Source organism: Streptohalobacillus salinus (assembly GCF_003201605.1).
Lineage (GTDB): Bacteria > Bacillota > Bacilli > Bacillales > Amphibacillaceae > Streptohalobacillus > Streptohalobacillus salinus.
This window is the reverse complement of the sequence record NZ_QJJR01000003.1, coordinates 25,446-41,801: the sequence shown is the minus strand read 5'-3', so window position 1 is coordinate 41,801 and position 16,356 is coordinate 25,446. Positions and strand designations below refer to the sequence as shown.

15 protein-coding genes are annotated in these 16,356 nt (G+C 37.0%); 10 read left to right on the top strand and 5 right to left on the bottom strand.

Annotation, left to right across the window (positions count from 1 at the left end; translation table 11 throughout):
• Nucleotides 1-51: 51 nt before the first annotated feature.
• From DES38_RS03230 to DES38_RS03210, 5 genes are all read right to left on the bottom strand, one after another.
• Complete coding sequence (locus tag DES38_RS03230; RefSeq protein WP_110250658.1) at nt 52-1,050, bottom strand: LCP family protein; 999 nt, start codon at nt 1,048-1,050, stop codon at nt 52-54.
• Between the two features lie 150 nt (nt 1,051-1,200).
• Nucleotides 1,201-2,166, bottom strand: a complete 966-nt coding sequence (locus DES38_RS03225) for an LCP family protein (protein ID WP_245881948.1) — start codon at nt 2,164-2,166, stop codon at nt 1,201-1,203.
• Between the two features lie 128 nt (nt 2,167-2,294).
• Nucleotides 2,295-3,170 carry a UTP--glucose-1-phosphate uridylyltransferase GalU gene (gene galU / locus DES38_RS03220; protein ID WP_110250657.1) on the bottom strand — a complete coding sequence of 292 codons (876 nt, stop codon included), beginning with the start codon at nt 3,168-3,170 and terminating at the stop codon, nt 2,295-2,297.
• 189 nt (nt 3,171-3,359) lie between these two features.
• A complete protein-coding gene (gene nrdG / locus DES38_RS03215; RefSeq protein WP_110250656.1) occupies nt 3,360-3,824 on the bottom strand; it encodes an anaerobic ribonucleoside-triphosphate reductase activating protein in 465 nt (154 codons plus the stop codon).
• Nucleotides 3,825-3,826: 2 nt separating this feature from the next.
• Nucleotides 3,827-5,710: an anaerobic ribonucleoside triphosphate reductase gene (locus DES38_RS03210; RefSeq protein ID WP_110250655.1), complete on the bottom strand. Its 1,884-nt coding sequence runs from the start codon at nt 5,708-5,710 to the stop codon at nt 3,827-3,829.
• 557 nt (nt 5,711-6,267) lie between these two features.
• Here DES38_RS03210 and DES38_RS03205 point away from each other — a divergent pair.
• The 10 genes from DES38_RS03205 to DES38_RS03160 all read left to right on the top strand — a co-directional run bounded on the left by DES38_RS03205 (nt 6,268) and on the right by DES38_RS03160 (nt 16,342).
• Complete coding sequence (locus tag DES38_RS03205) at nt 6,268-7,026, top strand: YveK family protein (protein WP_110250654.1); 759 nt, start codon at nt 6,268-6,270, stop codon at nt 7,024-7,026.
• A 2-nt stretch (nt 7,027-7,028) separates the two neighbouring features.
• Nucleotides 7,029-7,718, top strand: a complete 690-nt coding sequence (locus DES38_RS03200; RefSeq protein WP_110250653.1) for a CpsD/CapB family tyrosine-protein kinase — start codon at nt 7,029-7,031, stop codon at nt 7,716-7,718.
• 598 nt (nt 7,719-8,316) lie between these two features.
• On the top strand, nt 8,317-9,084 hold the full coding sequence (locus DES38_RS03195; RefSeq protein ID WP_110250652.1) for a tyrosine-protein phosphatase: 768 nt from the start codon (nt 8,317-8,319) through the stop codon (nt 9,082-9,084).
• 215 nt (nt 9,085-9,299) lie between these two features.
• Nucleotides 9,300-11,132 carry a polysaccharide biosynthesis protein gene (locus DES38_RS03190; protein WP_110250651.1) on the top strand — a complete coding sequence of 611 codons (1,833 nt, stop codon included), beginning with the start codon at nt 9,300-9,302 and terminating at the stop codon, nt 11,130-11,132.
• Nucleotides 11,133-11,209: 77 nt separating this feature from the next.
• A complete protein-coding gene (locus tag DES38_RS03185) occupies nt 11,210-11,545 on the top strand; it encodes a type II secretion system protein (RefSeq protein WP_110250650.1) in 336 nt (111 codons plus the stop codon).
• Between the two features lie 293 nt (nt 11,546-11,838).
• Nucleotides 11,839-12,477 carry a sugar transferase gene (locus tag DES38_RS03180; RefSeq protein ID WP_110250649.1) on the top strand — a complete coding sequence of 213 codons (639 nt, stop codon included), beginning with the start codon at nt 11,839-11,841 and terminating at the stop codon, nt 12,475-12,477.
• A 54-nt stretch (nt 12,478-12,531) separates the two neighbouring features.
• Nucleotides 12,532-13,383, top strand: a complete 852-nt coding sequence (locus DES38_RS03175; protein ID WP_110250648.1) for an NAD-dependent epimerase/dehydratase family protein — start codon at nt 12,532-12,534, stop codon at nt 13,381-13,383.
• Nucleotides 13,380-14,147, top strand: a complete 768-nt coding sequence (locus DES38_RS03170; RefSeq protein WP_110250647.1) for a glycosyltransferase family 2 protein — start codon at nt 13,380-13,382, stop codon at nt 14,145-14,147. The genes DES38_RS03175 and DES38_RS03170 overlap by 4 nt, the downstream gene beginning before the upstream one ends.
• 26 nt (nt 14,148-14,173) lie before the next feature.
• Nucleotides 14,174-15,256 carry a glycosyltransferase family protein gene (locus DES38_RS03165; RefSeq protein ID WP_110250646.1) on the top strand — a complete coding sequence of 361 codons (1,083 nt, stop codon included), beginning with the start codon at nt 14,174-14,176 and terminating at the stop codon, nt 15,254-15,256.
• A 12-nt stretch (nt 15,257-15,268) separates the two neighbouring features.
• Nucleotides 15,269-16,342 (top strand): EpsG family protein, encoded by a 1,074-nt coding sequence (locus DES38_RS03160; protein ID WP_110250645.1) that lies wholly within the window; start codon nt 15,269-15,271, stop codon nt 16,340-16,342.
• The last annotated feature ends 14 nt before the right edge of the window (nt 16,343-16,356 follow it).

Genomic DNA, 16,356 nt, shown 5'->3' with positions numbered 1-16,356 from the left:
TTTGCATTTAGTGAAAAACTAAGCAGTCGCAATATTGCGGCTGCTTAGTTTTTAAGTGTCATTTTGATTTGAGGTTCCTAGATGGTCCTTTAACTCAACTATAACCTTTTCTAAATGAGGTTTGTTAAGCTCAAAGTAATAGGCATCTGTCACCATGTCAGTACCTTCTAGATTTAATGTTTCAATATTAAAGTCACTAGATAAAGCATAACTTGTTAAACCCTTCATATCATTAAAACTCATATTCGTTGTCATATTATCTCCAACAGCAGTAATTAAGTTATTTAGATTTAAAAAGGCATTAACCGAAAGTGCTTTTTTGAACATCGCCTGTAAAATTTCTTGTTGGCGCTTACCTCTTTCGATATCGTTATCTAATTTACGCGTTCTTGCTAATGCAAGAGCTTCCTCGCCATTTAATGACTGACGCCCCGGCAAAAGATGAATTGCATTTTCTGTATCGTTAGAATCCATCTCATATAATTCATAAGGCACTTTTGCTTTTATTCCTCCTAACACATCTATAACATCAATGAATGCATCAAAGTTTACTTTCACATAATAATCGATAGGAATATCTAGCAGGTGTTCTAATGTAACTATCGATCCTTTTGAACCATTATATGAGTGTGCATGATTTATTTTGGTATACTCATCTCTTAAAGGAAGGTAAACATATGAATCACGAGGAATGCTAAGCATTTTAACACTACGTTTTTCTTTGTTAAAAGTCGTTAAAATGAGTGAGTCAGATAATCCGTTTGAATCTTGAGTCGAACGTACTCCTCCTTGATCAACGCCAATAAATAAGATCGATACATTATCATTGCTTATTTCTACAGGATCTTTTCTTAAGCTCGATCCAGAATCTCTGCCGTCATCTTCATAGGATCTATCAATTGTTTTTTCGGCATTGTTAAGAATTGAACTAGCATAAGTAAGACCTGCAGCTAATATAGCGATGACGATAAATAGAAAAGAAATAATAATTTTTCTTTTCCTATTTCTCTTTTTTTGTTTGCGTTTAATATATCTTGAATCATCAAGCATAGAAAATAATCTCCTTATATTTATGGATTACCTTACAGATGTTCATTATACAGTAACATTTATAAATTGACTATAATTGTTACTGTAATGTAATGAACGAGTAAAGAATAAGCTAAAAGCTGATAAACAATTTAAACTTTTTATGTTGTTTTATAATTCTAAATGATCTTTTAATTCTTGTTTAACTTCTTCTAAATGTACCTCATCTAATTCAAAGTAATAAGCATCAGTCCACAAATCATGACCTTCTAGATTTAAGCTTTCAATATTAATAGAACCCTTTGATAGAAAGGGAATGAATGAAGTCATCTCGTTGAAAGTCATGCTAGTCTTCATATTATCTCCAACTGCGCGGATAACATCATTAACATTAATAACGCCATCCATCGAAACGGCTTTATCAAAAATCGCTGTCATTATTAATTGTTGCCGTTTGCCTCGCTCTAAATCACTATCCATTTTTCTCGTACGTGCTAAGGCCAGTGCTTCCTCGCCATCTAAGCTTTGCATACCAGGGAGTAAGTGGATAGCATTCTTGGTATCGTTCGAATCCATTTCATGGAGCTCATAGGGCACTTCAACTTTAATGCCATTTAAAGCGTCAACTACATCGATAAATGCATCAAAATTCACACTGACGTAATAGTCAACAGGAATCTCAAATAGATGTTCGATAGTATCTATTGTTGCAGTCGGTCCTCCATATGCGTGTGCATGATTAATCTTGGTATAGGTATCTCTCATAGGAACATAAACATATGAATCACGTGGAATACTCAACATCTTAACTGATTTTAAATCTTTATTGAAAGTTGCAAGTATTAAGGCGTCAGATAGTCCATTGGAAGATGTCTCTCGAGCTCCGCCTCGGTCAACACCAATAAATAATACAGATACGTGATCTTTGCTGGGGTCCACTAAGCCATCCCGTAAGTCTGAACCTGAACGCGTATTACTATCGTGTGCGTTGTCTATTGTACTCTTAGCTGTAAAATATACATTTGCAAGATACAATATAGCAATTGTAAAAACAATTAAGAATGGTGTGATAAGTAGCCATTTCCGTCTACGTTTTTTTCGTTTTTTTCTTTGTTGTCTAGTTGTCATTTGGTCCATAGAACTTCTCCTTAATTACTTAATTTTAGAAGTGAAATCTCCTCCAGTATCGAATGGCGCTAGAGAAGACGTTTTTATTATACATCTAGAGCCCCCTATTTGTATAGTTAAACAGGAGGCTCTCTTTGTTACTGTAATCGTTTTGAAATATCTAAAATCATTTGCTTCACATCATTACCAATTTCTTTGTTTTTTAAAGCGAATTCAATTGTTGTTTGGACGAATCCTAATTTTTCACCAACATCATAGCGTTTACCCTCGAAATCATAAGCGTATACTTGCTGAATTTCATTCAACATTTGAATCGCGTCTGTTAGTTGTATCTCACCGCCAGCACCAACTTCTTGTTTATCAAGAAAATCAAAAATCTCAGGGGTGAAAATATATCTCCCCATAATCGCTAAATTCGAAGGCGCAGTGCCTAACTTTGGTTTTTCAACAAAGTTGTTCACTTTATATAAACGATCAACTTTCTCTCCAGGATCAACAATTCCGTAACGATCTGTTTTATCATTATCGACTTGTTGAACACCAATCACAGAGGAGTTTGTTGCTTCATATTGATCGATTAGCTGTTTAAGACAAGGGGTGTCACTTTCGACGAGGTCATCACCAAGTAACACGGCAAACGGTTCATCTCCAATAAATTTACGTGCGCACCAAACCGCATGACCTAAACCTTTCGGTTCTTTTTGACGGATGTAGTGGATATCTGCAAGGTTCGACGCTTGTTCAACTTTTTCAAGTAATTCTGTCTTTCCCTTGGCTTTTAAATTCGCTTCAAGTTCAGGCGTGTGATCAAAGTGATCTTCAATTGCTCGTTTATGTTTACCAGTTACAATAATAATGTCTTCAATACCTGAAGCTACTGCCTCCTCAATGATATATTGAATGGTCGGTTTATCCACGATCGGTAACATTTCTTTTGGCATTGCTTTTGTTGCTGGTAAGAAACGAGTGCCCAGCCCAGCTGCAGGGATAATCGCTTTTTTAACTTTTTTCATTATGAAACCTCCAATAGTTATCTAAGTGAACATACTATCTAAATAGTAACACTTTCCAATTTGAAAAACTAGTTCTATTCTTCCTTAAACGTTTTAATTAAGTTGCCTTGCGTAATTGGTATTGTAATTAAAACATGCCATACGGTTCACTACACTGTGGTAAATAAAAAGACATACCTACAAAAGCTATTAAGCTAATGCAGGTACATCCTTCACTTGAATAATCCGTTGATTGCGACTGCCACGAAAATCCAAACTCAAGTCACGCTCACTTAAGATAAACGGTCCGTCAATCAACACATCACAGTGCTTAACTAAGTCTAAATGGTCACCACCTAGTTCAAGCAACTCATCTAATGTGTAACCGGTATAAGCCCAGATATTTTTACCTGCAGCTTTTAAACGCTTGGCAACGGCTTTAACCTCTGCTGCTTGAAAAAAAGGATCCCCGCCAGATAATGTGATATCAGTAAGCGGATTGCTGAGGCATTCTGCGACAATCTCATCAACGGTCATTTCTTTACCATTACGGATGTTCCAACTCTCAGGGTTGTGGCACCCCGCACAAAAGTGGGGGCAACCGGCAAAGAAAATGACCGTCCTAAGCCCCTCACCATCGACAACAGAGTCATGAATAATATTTAACACCTTCATGATTATTTCCGTCCTTGGTCATGCTTGACACGTTCAGATTCTTCCTTACGCTTAGCACTGTTCCATTTCTTCATATCACCGACTAAATAACCGGTAATCCGCCGAATCCGTTCAATCTGTTCTTCGTCGGTATTAGCACAACTTGGACATGCATTATTGATGATGCCAGTATGACCACATGCGGTACAACGGTCAACCGGATGGTTAATCGAACCGTAGCCGAAATTCGCTTGTGCCATTGCTTTAACTAAGACGTCGAGGGCTTTAATGTTTTTTGTTACATCACCGTCGCATTCGATATAAGAAATGTGGCCACCGTTACATAACGCATGAAAAGCGCCTTCTTTATTAATCTTATCAATTGCCCGAATCGGGTAATAAACCGGGACGTGGAACGAGTTGGTATAGTAATCACGATCGGTTACACCTGGAATCGTGCCGAAGACCTCACGGTCTCCACGGGTAAAGCGACCGGACAAGCCTTCGGCAGGAGTCGCAATCAAAGAAAAGTTTAAATCGTAATTATCAGATGCTTGATCCACACGTTTACGCATAAAGGAAATGATTTGATAGCCTAAGTCATAGGCGACGTCGCTCTCACCATGATGTTCACCAATCAAGGCAACAAGTGCTTCAGCTAAGCCAATAAAGCCAATACTGAGGGTCCCTTGCTTCAAGACCTCTTCAAGGGTATCGGTCGGAGCCAGTGACTCACTCCCTTTCCAGACAGCTTGGCCATAAAGAAAAGAAAAGTGCCCGGCTTGTTTAGCGCTCTGAAACTGGAAGCGTTCTAGTAGTTGCGCAATGACAATATCCATCGTATCAGCTAACTTTACGAAGAATTGATCGGTGGTATGGGACAGTAAGGCAAGCTTCACTAAATTGACTGACGTAAATGAAAGATTTCCACGTTCAATGCTGTTGTCATCACCATGACGATTAGCCATGACTCTGGTGCGGCAACCCATATAAGATACTTCGGATTCCGGTGTGCCGTTGTAGTGACCAACATTCACCTCAGAGTCGATAAAACTAAAATTAGGGAATAGACGTTCGGCTGTTGTCTCAAGTGCTAATTGATATAAATCATAATTCGGATCAGTTTCTGAAAAGTTAATTCCTTGTTTCATTTTAAAGATTTGAATAGGAAAAATCGGTGTTTCACCGTTACCAAGCCCAGCTTTAGTGGCTAGGAGTAAGTTTTTCATCACCATCCGTCCTTCGGTTGACGTATCGGTCCCGTAGTTGATGGATACGAACGGCACTTGCCCACCACCACGTGAGTGCATTGAGTTACAGTTATGGACAAACGCTTCGCACGCTTGATAGACATCACGCTCCGTATCTTTTAAGACGGCGGCTTGTAAATCGGCTTCATCCCACTTAACGGGATAGTTCGTTAAACGTTTATGATGTTTCTTCATCGTTTTTTTCACGTAAGGGGCGAGATCATAATCAAACATCGGAAAACTTTGTCCGCCGTGTTGCATGTTTTGGTTCGATTGAAATATAATAGAAGCTAGTGCCATTGCACTGACGATATCTCCAGGCTCACGCATGAATCCGTGTCCGGTGTTAAATCCACCTTTTAATAATTTTCCGAGCGGTAGTTGCACACAAGTTGTCGTGCCGGTTGGTAAGAAGTCTAAGTCATGTGGGTGAATCAAATTTTGGTCGATTGCTTCGAGTGTACGATCAGACAGTAACTTCAACTTTGCATAAGCTTTGGCAGCTTCCGACCCGAATTTAGACATTTGCCCCATCGGTGATTGGCCATCAACATTGGCATTTTCCTGAATTAAATCTTGGTTACTTGCATAAACAACCTCATCAAGTCCTGAAAATAGTGCGGTTTCGTGTGCTAGTTCCCGTGTTAAAGTTTTCATGTCATCTGCTCCTTTAATACTATATATTGATATCAATTGTTATGTATAACACAATATGTTGCGTCTTTTGTTATTTTAGCATAAAGAATTGTGTTTGAATAGCGATGTTTAGCTAGGGAAGCATCAATCGTGCGGTCGTGATGTTAATCAGACCCGTTGAAGAATGATGAGACAAGGAATAAATCAACTTTTGACAATTTTGTGACAAGAAATAATTTGATAAGAGTACTAAAAACTGTGAATGTCAATAAGTGAGATGCAAGTGTTTAGCTGATATTCTTGACGTTAGTGGTTTTGAATGAGTTGTTGCTTACACGTGTTAATTCAATAATGCGGAGGCGTAAATATATAGGAAATAACAGAGAATTTGAACAGGGGCTATTTAACGGTGAATGTCATTTATAAAAAAACTTTATTTTCCCTCTCATCTGCTTGTTAATATGTTATAATCGTCTTTGTGTATTATGAAAAAAGAGAATAGACGAACCTATGGTTGATAATGAAAATCAGCCATATTTGCTTGGAAGATAATTTTTATCATCAGGAGGATTAAAATAATGGAAGAAACAATCTCGTTAAAAGAGCTAGCCACGGTCATAAAAAAAAGGTTGGGAATGATTATTACCGTTTCATTATTTGCAGCAGCAATTAGTGGAATCGTCACTGTATTTTTAATTACGAAAGAGTACCAGGTAAGTACGCAATTCTTAGTCAACCAAAATAATACTGAGCAGACAAATACTATTCAATCAAGTGATATTAGAACAAATATTGATTTAATCAATACATATAATGTCATCATTACAAGTAATAGAATTTTAGATGAAGTTATTGACGAATTAGAGTTAGACCTATCTGCAACTGCATTAAGTAACAAGATAACGGTTCAAAATGAAAACAATTCACAAGTGGTCACAGTAAGCGTTAGAGATACGGATCCAATCCAAGCGGAACGGATTGCGAATACTACCGTTGCCGTTTTTCAAGAAGAAGTATTTGAGTTAATGAATGTCGATAATGTAAATGTGTTAAATCGTGCCGAAGTAGGGTCTAACCCAGCGCCGGTTAGTCCTAACCTGATGTTAAATATTGCGATTGCATTAGTATTAGGGGGGATGGTTTCAGTCGGGGTTACCTTCTTACTTGAATATCTTGATAACTCTGTTAAAACTGAAGATGATGTTGAAAATATTCTTGGCATGCCGGTCTTAGGTGTTATTTCCCACATTTCTGATCGCGATATGCACGCCCACCATGCTGTACCTAAACAACATGTCCAGCCTGTTGCTAGAACCAAAAGAGAGAGGAGAGCGTAACCATGGCTAAACGTCAAAAACCAGAATCACAAGCAAGCAGACATTTAATCACAAAGATGAACCCGCGTTCCCCAATCTCAGAACAATACCGAACGATTCGAACGAATTTACAGTTTGCTTCCGTTGATGGCGAATTGAAGACCATGTTAGTCACTTCAGCAGGACCTGCGGAAGGTAAATCATCAACAGTTGCAAACCTCGCGTTAGTCTTTGCTCAACAAGAAAAGAAGGTTTTACTTGTTGATGCCGATTTAAGAAAACCAACCGTACATTACACATTTAGAATCGATAACCGTATTGGATTAAGTAGTGTACTTGTCGGAGATATGGTCCTTGCCGAAGCGACAACGAAGTCTGAAGAATCAACATTAGATATTTTGCCGTCAGGTCCAATCCCACCAAACCCTTCTGAATTGCTAGGATCAAAAGCGATGCAAAAGCTTATTCATGAAGCGTCGGAATACTATGATATTGTGATTTTTGATACACCACCAGTATTAGCAGTCACGGATGCACAAATTCTTGCCAATGAAGTTGATGGGACATTACTTGTAGTGCGCAGTAAAAAGACTGATAAAGAGCTAGCAATCAAAGCAAAAGAATTGTTAGAACCAGCAAAATCAAAACTATTAGGTGCAGTCTTAAATGACAAAGAACACTCAAAAGGTGATTACTACTATTACTCACATTAAGCATGCCGAAAGGTGTGCTTTTTGTTTTAGGTCGTTCCCCTAAGATTTAGTGAAGATGTAAGGTAAGGATTAATCGTTAATCTAAATAAATCATTTGGTATAATCGAGATTGTGACAGAAGCACATGAGAAAGATTTTCATTGTAAATATCTAAGCTAAGCCATAGAAGTTAGTTAAATTGATGAGGCTAGGAAGTACTTGCACGAGAAAAAATGCTTAAAGACTGGACTGAAGATTTTTGAGAAGGTTTCAGCATGTGTTTAATTAGTCGTGGTTCTGCGTCCTGTAAAAAGGGCACCGAACGATATCGATTGACAATGTGACTTTTAAAACCTAGTGTACTGCTAGGTTCGTTACAGCACTTATTATGAATTGAAGTTTTTCTCTTGAATTTCACTCAAACACTTTTATTCATCGTGATTTCAAAGACCATAAACAGAATAGGCCTAAAGTAACCGGAAACACTCGTAACGCTTGTGGCAGTGTTCACAAAAAAGCTGAATTTTACAGTGAAATGTCACAAAGTCGGTTTTAATTAGTGGTAATATCTGCTATACTATTTTGTGCGCGAACAATTCCAGAAAGGTGTCGATGGGTTATGATAGATTTACATAGTCACATACTGCCAGGTCTTGATGATGGGGCGAAAGATATAGATGAAAGTCTTGCGCTCGCTAGAGCTGCAGTTAAAGAAGGTATATCTGGAATCGTTGCGACACCGCATCATAAAACGAGTCGCTATAACAGTGATAAAGAGAGCGTACTGACTTGTGTTGAAACATTAAATGCACGCTTAGAGGATGAAAGTATTCCCCTTACAGTTTATCCAGGTCAAGAGATTAGGATTCATGGTGAGATCTTAGAAGAAATTATTCAGTCAGAGCTATTAACGATTAATCAAAATAATCGTTACCTTCTTGTCGAATTTCCAACAGAACAAATCCCACACTATGCAAGCCGGTTATTGTTTGATATACAAACCCATGGCTACACACCGGTAATTGTCCATCCAGAACGTAATCATGTTTTTTTAAAAGAGCCGGAACGGCTGTATGAATTTGTACGTAATGGTTCTTTAACACAATTAACTGCTTCAAGTTTAACTGGACAGTTTGGAAAGCAAATCAAGCAGTTCTCAGAACAAATCCTCGAGCACCGGTTAGCGCACGTGATTGCCTCAGACGCCCATCACGTCGAGCGTCGTGGCTTTCACATGAAGGAAGCTTGTCTGGAGATTGAAGATGCTTTTGGTAGTCCATTATTAAACCAATTGTTAGAAAATGCCCATTTGATGTTAGCTGGAGAAACGTTATATATCGATGAGCCATTAAAACCGAAGAAAAAGAAATTTTTCGGCTTGTTTTAGATTATATTAGTAGCTTTAAGCAGGTTATCGCAGCATTAAAAAGCGTTCGTGCTTAACTAACGTTAAACGAATGAGTGCAGATGGATTATTTGTTATAAGACATAAAAACTATTCGTCATTATGATTAATTCATAGACAGTTCTGATAGGTTTCGGGGATGTGTGTACCCTATGCGATTTTATCGAAATTCCAGTATAGAAAGTAGGGCAAACAGCATGAGTTATAAAAAAAGAATGCTCTTATTAATTATTTTAGATTCTATCATTGTTGCTTCAGCGGTATATATCGCTTCATGGATTGTTTATCCTTCAATGGAAATATTCAATACTGAAACAATGCTGGTCTCTGCGATTGCTCTATTGCTTTTCCATCATCTGTTCGCCTACATATTTAAGCTCTACCATAAAGTCTGGGCTTATGCGAGTGTCGGAGAACTCGTTGCGATTGTCCGGGCAGTGTCCTTATCCATTCTTTCTACCGCCTTTGTCCAATTTTTGTTTAATGGTTTTACCCTTTATCGTCGTGCACTTGTGGTAACTTGGCTATTACACATTACCTTTATTGGTGGTTCGCGATTTGCTTGGCGTGTTTATCGCGATCGTTATATCATTGATAATACCAATAAGAAGCGAACATTAATTGTTGGGGCTGGTGCAGCTGGTGCGATGATTGCGCGGCAACTTAAAAATGAAGCGCAAAATTCAGAGCTGTGTCCGATTGCCTTTGTTGATGATGATCGAGATAAACAGAAACTAGAGTTATATGATCTACCAGTTCTTGGGACGACCTATGATATTGAACGGATTGCTAAGCGGGAACGGATTGATCATATCGTGATTGCGATTCCTTCCTTGACCAATGGTGATTTAAAACGGGTCATTGATACGTGTAATGCAACAAATGCGAAAGTGCAAATCTTACCGAAACTTGAAGACTTGGCCAGTGGTAAGGTGTCAATTAAAGCACTGCGAAGTGTAGACGTCGAAGACGTCCTTGGTCGAGCGCCAGTTGAATTAGATATTCGCTTAATCGAGAAAGACATCAAAGATGAAACAGTGATGATCACAGGTGCGGGTGGCTCGATTGGTTCTGAGATTACCCGGCAGTTAATGAAATTTAAACCGAAAAAAATCTTACTCGTTGGTCACGGGGAATACAGCATCTATAAGATTGATATGGAGCTTAAACGTCTTTTTCAAGATCAAGCAACCGAGGTAGTTCCTGTGATTGCTGATGTGCAAGACCGTGAGCGCATCTTCGAGATTGTTCGCACGCACGCCCCGAAAATGATTTATCACGCAGCCGCCCATAAACATGTGCCATTAATGGAGTATAATCCCCATGAAGCGGTGAAGAATAACATCATCGGTACGAAAAATGTGTCGGAAGCTGCCGATACTTATGACGTCGATACCTTCGTCTTAGTTTCAACTGATAAAGCGGTTAATCCAACAAACGTGATGGGTGCAACAAAACGGTTAGCGGAAATGTTGGTCCAAGACATTGCCAAGCGTAGCCGAACTACATTTGTTGCGGTCCGTTTCGGTAATGTGTTAGGTAGTCGGGGTTCTGTGATTCCGCTCTTTAAACAGCAAATTGAACGCGGGGGCCCGATTACAGTCACCGACCCAGAGATGACGCGGTACTTCATGACAATCCCCGAAGCCTCACGGCTTGTTGTTCAGGCAAGCACCTTAGCGAAGGGTGGGGAAATCTTTGTCCTTGATATGGGTGAACCGGTGAAGATTGTTGACCTTGCGAAGAATCTGATTAAGTTATCAGGCTACACCACAGATGAGATTGAAATTAAATATTCAGGCATTCGACCAGGGGAAAAAATGTTTGAAGAACTTCTCAATGCGAATGAAGTCTTCCCAGGTGAGGTCTATGAAAAAATTTATGTTGGAAGAACAAGCGAAGTAGACATCCAATCTGTGTTAAACTTAATAAAGGAATTCCCGAATTACACGATTAAAGAGTTAAAAGACGCCTTAATGACAATTGTTTACGCAGAGTCAAAGCAACAACAGCGACAACAAACAAATTAACGTAAATGTGAAAGCAGAATAAGCGCCACCTCAGTATGAAGTGTTTTACCATCAACAGATAAGGTTGGTGCACTTAAATGCGTGGAGATGGACTGACGCTTGTTGAGTTGTTGGCCGTGATTGCTGTTCTTTCGATTATTCTTGCAGTTCTTGCTCCGAGTGTGTCAACAATGATTGAGCATGCTGAAGAAGAGGCGTGTCACATCGGCGCCGTAGAAATTGAACGGCGCTACGAAGCCTATCTGACCTTGGAGGGTCTTGATCATTTAGACGCATTGTTCTTAACATTTCTAAACACCATCGACGTTGATTCGACAAACCATCACTATCGTTATAGTGATGGCAGAGTTAACTGTAGTAAGCACGGCGCAAGTGAAAATAATGATGAATCTGAAGAAGTACCTCACCTTTAATCACTTATAATAACTAGGCGCGTCGCTTTATTAATTGAGACAGAGTGGGTGAATAAAGCGACGTGAGTATGGTGAAAGGATAAATAGGCTGTAAACTAGTAATATCAAGGGTTTACGAGGTTGGTGTATGAGGGTGAATGTTACAGAAGCATTAAACGTCTAAGCATCCAATCATGAGTGGGAATTATGCAAGATATAGTGTTTGAAAATGAGTGACATACTACATATAGATTAAGAAAACAAAGGTGTTCTACACACCACAAACATACATAACCAAAGCAGGAGGAATTATCATGGTTTACTTAACAATCAAAAGATTAATAGATATCATACTTTCATCTTTAGGACTAATTATTTTATCTCCTGTTTTTTTAGTATTCATTATAGCAATAAAGCTTGACTCCCCTGGACCTGTTCTCTTTAAACAGAAGAGAGTTGGGATCCATAAGAGTCATTTTCATATTTTGAAGTTTAGAACTATGCGAATTGATACGCCGAAGGACACGCCAACACACCTTTTAGAGAACCCTGATCACTGGATTACTAATGTCGGTAAGTTTCTGCGTAGAACATCTTTGGATGAGCTACCACAAATCATCAATATCTTTATAGGTGAGATGAGCATCATTGGCCCAAGACCAGCGCTTTGGAATCAGTATGATCTGATTGAAGAGAGAGAGAAGTACGGCGCGAATGATGTGTCGGTTGGCCTCACAGGCTGGGCGCAGATTAATGGTAGAGATGAGCTTAAGATTGATGTGAAGGCAAGACTTGATGGAGAGTATGCTGAGAAGATTGGGCTCATGATGGATGTCAGATGCTTCTTTGGGACGATATTCAGTGTTCTGAGAAGTGATGGTGTTGTTGAAGGTGGGACTGGGACAAGATCCAAAGTTGAAACAAATAACAAGACTGAAAAATCAAAAATCTGAGGCTCATGATATAAGCAGCATATCAAATACAGCCCACTTGATTGGGGTGGCAAAATGAAAAATATTTTAATCACTGGTAAGAATAGTTACATAGGTACATCTTTAGAGAATTGGCTCATGAAAGAACCTGATAAATACAAAGTAGATACGGTTGATATGAAAGATGGTTCATGGAAAGAGAAGGACTTCAGCACATATGACGTTGTGTTTCATGTGGCTGGGATAGCTCATATCAAAAAAACAAAAGAGAATCAAGATCTTTACTATAAAGTGAACAGGGACTTGGCTTATGAAACTGCTCAAAAGGCGAAACAAGATGGAGTAGAGCAGTTTATTTTTCTAAGTTCAATGAGTGTGTATGGTATTGAGAATGGCGTGATCGATAAGGATACTCCACTCAAGCCCAATAGTGCTTATGGCAAATCAAAGATTGAAGCAGAAGAATTAATTAATAAGTTTATAGATAGTTCGTTCACCGTAGCAACTTTAAGACCGCCTATGGTCTATGGGAAGGGCTGCAGAGGTAACTATCCAAGGTTAGTAGGATTAGCTCTCAAGACGCCGATCTTTCCAAAGGTAGACAATAAGAGAAGCATGATCTACATAGACAACTTATCCGAGTTTGTGAAGCAACTTGTTGATAACAGAAGTGGTGGATTATTCTTTCCGCAGAATGCTGAGTATGTGAATACGAGTGAAATGGTTAGGCTGATAGCTGAGATTCACAGTAAGCGAACGGTAATGACTAAGTTATTTAATCCCTTATTAAGATTACTGAATATAAGTATGGTGAATAAGGTATTTGGTGACTTGGTTTATGACATGAGTATATCAGAGTATGAGAATGATTATAAAGTTTGTGGGTTTAGAGAATCGATTATAGAAATAGAGGGGATAAGAAAATGAGTATAAATGAAGCTCTAGTCAGTATAGTTATGCCGGCTTATAATTGCGAAAAGTATGTTGTTGAAGCGATAAACTCAATTCTTGCTCAAACATATAGAAACTGGGAATTATTAGTTCTGGATGATGGATCTAAAGATAATACACTTCGGATTATTGAAGATTTTAGTCAAAATGATTCCAGAATAAAAGCATTACCCAACGGAAAAAACATGGGTGTTTCCGCAACTAGAAACCGAGGTATAGAGCTTGCATCTGGTGAGTGGATAGCTTTTTTAGATAGTGATGATATGTGGGAGCCAGAAAAATTAGAGAAACAATTTGAGATAGTAGATAAGGAAGCCGCAGAATTCTTATTCACTGGGTCATCATATATTAATGAAGAGGGAGAACCCTACAAAGGAATATTTAAAGTTCCTGAAAAAATAACATACAAGAAACTTAGAAATCAGAATGTAATATCATGTTCTTCTGTTCTTGTAAAGAGGAAGTATTTTGAACATATAAAAATGGAAAAAGATAAGATGCATGAAGATTATGCTGTGTGGCTGAGAATTTTGAAAATAGGTGTTACAGCTTTTGGAGTAAACGAGCCATTGCTGATTTACAGAATTTCTCGGAATTCAAAATCAGGAAATAAGATAAAGACAATTAAGATGACGTATAAGGTATTTAGATTTGTAGGTATTAACCCTATTGGATCAGCTTATTTTATGATGAGGCATGTAATTGCATCAGTGGGGAAGTATAAGAGGATATTTGAGTGACAATATCTTAAAGAAGGTGGAAACTTATGATAGGTATTATTTTCATTGGAGATTTGAAATACTGTCCTTATCTAAATAGATATACAGAGAAGTTAGAAAAGAATAATGAAAACTATGAGGTATTATACTGGAATCGTGAAGGTTCTAACATGAAATACCCTGAAAATTATATTGGTTATGTGAAAAAGTCAAAGTTAAATAAAAGTATTTATCGTAAATTAAGTGATTTTATTGGATATAAATTGTGGTTGAATAGACGGTTGAAGGCCATAAAGTATGACAAGTTAATTGTTTTATCCACACTTTCAGGAATAATTAGCTTTGAATTTTTAGTTAATAAATTTAAAAATAAATATATCTTTGATGTTAGAGATTATAGTTACGAACACAATAAACTTTTTTATTTGATTGAAAAGAAAATAATTGAAAAATCTTATTTCACATGCATTTCCTCTGAAGGATTCAAGAACTTTTTACCTCAAGATCAAATATATTTAAGTGTTCACAATTTTAATACTAATGAGATTCACAGTTTAACTGAATTTTCAAAGAAGAACAGAGGACAAACATTGAATTTAGTTTGGTTGGGTGCTGTACGATATTTTAATCACCAAATTAAAATTATTGATAAGTTGAAAAATAATCCAAGATTCAACTTGATTTATCATGGATCAGGTGCGGATTTAGAGGAGTATATTAAGTATTGTAATGCAAATGGTGTAAAAAATGTAGTTTTTACAGGGGAATATAATAATGAACAAAAAAGAAATTTGATTGCAGAAGCAGATATTATCAATAATTCTTACATGACTTCTAAATTAATGGAAGTGAAGTACGCTATATCGAATAAATATTATGATGGGGTTCTTTATAAGGTACCACAATTGGTAGAAAGTAATACTTATAAGGCAGCAAAAGTTCAAACTAATGGTTTGGGTATAGCTGTTGATCCAGACGATTATGATTTTGCTGATAAATTGTACGAATATTATCATAATATTGATGAAGAAAGGTTCAATGCTAGTTGTAATACTGAAATTACTAGAATACTAAAAGAAGACGAGTATTATTCAAAAGAAGTTAATAGATTTCTTTCAGATGATGGTTAAGGAGGTTTAGGTATGGGGGTGTATATTTTTCTATTAGTTTTTATTATATCAATGTTAGTGATACATGAGAAACTATTTGATTTAAATGCTAATAATGGTATAACGTTGTCAAAACGAGATACTTCACTAAAAAAAATGTCATTTATCTCTGTGTTTTTAACATTAGGACTTTTTTCAGCATTTCGAGATGGCATTGGTATCGATTACATTTCTTATATAATGCATATCGAAAGAATTGCAATGGGTTTACCAAACTATATGGAACCTGGATTTCAATACTTAGCAAAATTCATAATGTATATTACTAAAGATCCTAGAATGGTTATTGGAGCTGCGTCAATAATAACTAGTTTTTTTTACGTTTCTGCAATTTATAAGCAAAGTAACAACATAAAATTTAGTGTGTTTCTATTCTTGACGTGGGGATATTATTTTTTCACTTTTAATACTATTAGAAATTATCTGGCGTTATCTATCGTGATTTATGCAATTGTTTATTTGTTTGATAGAAAGTATTTTAAATTCATTTTCGGTATATTAATAGCGGCTCTATTTCATAAAAGTGCTCTTATATGCTTACCATTATATTTTATTGCAAGTAAAAAAATCAATAAGCAAACATATTTACTTATTGCAATGTCTTCATTATTACTATTTTTTTTAAAAGATTTACTGAGAGATGTTGCATTTTGGATTTATCCTCAATACGAAGGTACAGTATATGATACAGGCAGAATTTCGATTTTTAACATCTTAAAATCTTCGGTAGTGCTTTTTTATGGAGTTATGTATTATTCGAAGATAAAAGCTGATATTAAATTACGAACTTATTTTAATTTAAATTTCTTTTCTCTGATAATTTACACTTCGCTTTATTGGTTACCTGAAATATCAAGAATAGGGTTCTATTTTAATATTGTTTCGATTTTCTTAATACCGAATCTAACTATTTTGATTAAGAAAAGAGATAGAATGATTATTAATCTACTGATTTATTCATTTAGTATAATTATATTTGTGCTTTTAATGAGAAGTTTCTATGCCCCGAACATCAAATTGTTACCGTATAATAGCTGGTTATTTTAGTGAAGAGGAGGGTT

What these genes read in the sequence shown, in the direction of transcription:
- DES38_RS03190 (WP_110250651.1), top strand. Translation starts at nt 9,300, where the DNA reads ATGAGTTATAAAAAAAGAATGCTCTTATTAATTATTTTAGATTCTATC.
- DES38_RS03210 (WP_110250655.1), bottom strand. Translation starts at nt 5,710, where the DNA reads ATGAAAACTTTAACACGGGAACTAGCACACGAAACCGCACTATTTTCA.
- DES38_RS03180 (WP_110250649.1), top strand. Translation starts at nt 11,839, where the DNA reads ATGGTTTACTTAACAATCAAAAGATTAATAGATATCATACTTTCATCT.
- DES38_RS03200 (WP_110250653.1), top strand. Translation starts at nt 7,029, where the DNA reads ATGGCTAAACGTCAAAAACCAGAATCACAAGCAAGCAGACATTTAATC.
- DES38_RS03185 (WP_110250650.1), top strand. Translation starts at nt 11,210, where the DNA reads ATGCGTGGAGATGGACTGACGCTTGTTGAGTTGTTGGCCGTGATTGCT.
- DES38_RS03160 (WP_110250645.1), top strand. Translation starts at nt 15,269, where the DNA reads ATGGGGGTGTATATTTTTCTATTAGTTTTTATTATATCAATGTTAGTG.
- galU (WP_110250657.1), bottom strand. Translation starts at nt 3,170, where the DNA reads ATGAAAAAAGTTAAAAAAGCGATTATCCCTGCAGCTGGGCTGGGCACT.
- DES38_RS03205 (WP_110250654.1), top strand. Translation starts at nt 6,268, where the DNA reads ATGGAAGAAACAATCTCGTTAAAAGAGCTAGCCACGGTCATAAAAAAA.
- DES38_RS03165 (WP_110250646.1), top strand. Translation starts at nt 14,174, where the DNA reads ATGATAGGTATTATTTTCATTGGAGATTTGAAATACTGTCCTTATCTA.
- nrdG (WP_110250656.1), bottom strand. Translation starts at nt 3,824, where the DNA reads ATGAAGGTGTTAAATATTATTCATGACTCTGTTGTCGATGGTGAGGGG.
- DES38_RS03170 (WP_110250647.1), top strand. Translation starts at nt 13,380, where the DNA reads ATGAGTATAAATGAAGCTCTAGTCAGTATAGTTATGCCGGCTTATAAT.
- DES38_RS03230 (WP_110250658.1), bottom strand. Translation starts at nt 1,050, where the DNA reads ATGCTTGATGATTCAAGATATATTAAACGCAAACAAAAAAAGAGAAAT.
- DES38_RS03195 (WP_110250652.1), top strand. Translation starts at nt 8,317, where the DNA reads ATGATAGATTTACATAGTCACATACTGCCAGGTCTTGATGATGGGGCG.
- DES38_RS03225 (WP_245881948.1), bottom strand. Translation starts at nt 2,166, where the DNA reads ATGGACCAAATGACAACTAGACAACAAAGAAAAAAACGAAAAAAACGT.
- DES38_RS03175 (WP_110250648.1), top strand. Translation starts at nt 12,532, where the DNA reads ATGAAAAATATTTTAATCACTGGTAAGAATAGTTACATAGGTACATCT.